The organism is Mesorhizobium sp. M7A.F.Ca.CA.004.04.2.1 (genome assembly GCF_004022825.1).
Lineage (GTDB): Bacteria > Pseudomonadota > Alphaproteobacteria > Rhizobiales > Rhizobiaceae > Mesorhizobium.
In genome coordinates this window covers 1-1,736 of record NZ_RZPH01001165.1, presented here as the reverse complement: position 1 = coordinate 1,736, position 1,736 = coordinate 1, and the positions used below count along the sequence as shown (strand labels likewise).

At 64.1% G+C, this 1,736-nt stretch carries 2 protein-coding genes; both read right to left on the bottom strand.

The window, feature by feature from the left end; genetic code table 11:
* Nucleotides 1-483 (bottom strand): YicC/YloC family endoribonuclease (locus EN893_RS32525; protein WP_164901327.1); only part of this gene is annotated, 483 nt, incomplete at its 3' end.
* 155 nt (nucleotides 484-638) lie between these two features.
* A partial coding sequence (gene mltG / locus EN893_RS32520; RefSeq protein ID WP_128362115.1) for an endolytic transglycosylase MltG occupies nucleotides 639-1,736 on the bottom strand: 1,098 nt, incomplete at its 5' end.

Sequence of the window (1,736 nt, the reverse complement as noted above, 5' to 3'; positions counted from 1 at the left end):
CAGCAAAGCCAGCGCGGCTCCTTCGCCCTGCCGTGCCTGTTCGAGCCCGTTCAAGGCCACTTCGAGCGCGGCCATGACCGCGGCATCGAGCGCGGCCCTCGCCTCCTCGGTTTCGACGGTTTCAGGAATGTCGAGCACGCCGCGCAGCGAAAGCAATCCATCCGACGTCGCCGCAGCAACGCCGAATTGCTCCTGCAGCCGTTTGGCGAGCCCAGCAAGGTCCTTCAGGAAGGCTTCGTTGACGACCGGCTGCGCCTGCGCGCCAACGGCACGGCCGATGGTCAGCGTCGCCTGGAAATTGCCGCGTGCAAAACGTTTCTGAAGTATTTGCCGGACAGCAGGTTCCAACCGCTCGAAGCCTTGCGGCAGCCGCAGCCGTACCTCGACGCTCTTGCCGTTGACGGACTTGACCTCCCAGGCGATCGAGGTGCCTTCGTGCTCGGCGACGGCACGTGCAAAACCGGTCATGCTCTGCAAATTCATATCGCCCACACGTCCCTGGCACATCGCCCTGAACCGGCTTTCCGGACAGAGCGAGTGCGGCTTGAAAAAGATTGCGCCGCAGGCGCGTCGAAACCGGACGCGCGGCGCTCTTCCAAATGTCAGGGCGTTGCCTGCCGGGCAACGCCTTCCTTCATTTACTGGGCAGCGCCCGCGTCACCGCCGCTGTCGTCGGCACCGTCAGCCGGCCCACTGCCAGCGGGTTTGACGGCATTGCTGTCGCCGGTGCCAGTCGTCTTGGCGGCTTTGGCGGCATCATCGGCCTGCTTCTTCAGCAACGCGCGATAGCGGGCGACGTTCTCGTTGTGCTCGTCCAGCGTCGCGGCAAAAACGTGCCCGCCGGTGCCGTCGGCAACGAAATAGAGGTCGGCGGTCTTCGACGGATTGGCCACCGCCTCCAGCGCTGCACGACCCGGATTGGCGATCGGCGTCGGCGGCAAGCCATTGATCACATAGGTGTTGTAGGGCGTCTGTTTCTGGATGTCCGACTGGTAGATCGGCCGGTCCGCCGGCTTTCCCTTGCCGCCGAACAGCCCGTAGATGATGGTCGGATCGGATTGCAGGCGCATGCCCTTGGCAAGCCGGTTCAGGAAGACGGCGGCAACTCGCGAACGCTCGTCACCCTTGCCCGTCTCCTTCTCGACGATCGAGGCCAGCGTGACGAACTCCTCGACGTTGGCCAGCGGCAGGTCAGGCGCGCGCCGCTGCCAGACATCGTCGACCAGCTTCTTCTGATCCGCCAGCAGCTTATCGACCATCTGCTGGCGTGTCGCTCCGCGCGTGAAGCGCAGCGTGTCGGTGGCGAGGCTGCCCTCCGGCGGCGTGGTTGCCGGCATGTCGCCGCTCAAGGCATTCTCCTCGGCGATGCGCTGCAATGCCTGGTCGACCGTCAGTCCTTCAGGAATGGTCAGCGAATACATCACCGACTTGCCGCTCTTCAGAAGCTCCATGATATCGCGCATGGATGCCCTGGGCTTGATCTCGTACTCGCCGGCTTTCAGCGCGGAATCATTGCCGAAGGCCCGCACGCCAAGGCGGAATACCCGGGCGTCGCTGATCAACCCGCGGCGTTCGAGCTGGTCGGCGATATCCTGGACGCCGGTGCTCGGCTTGACCAGGAAGGTGTCGCCATTGGCCGAAGGTCCGGGTTCGGTGAATTCCTGCTTGCCGAAATAGACCGCGACGCCGGCCGCCAGAACCACCAGCATCACCGAGGAGATGACGAAGTTCATGAA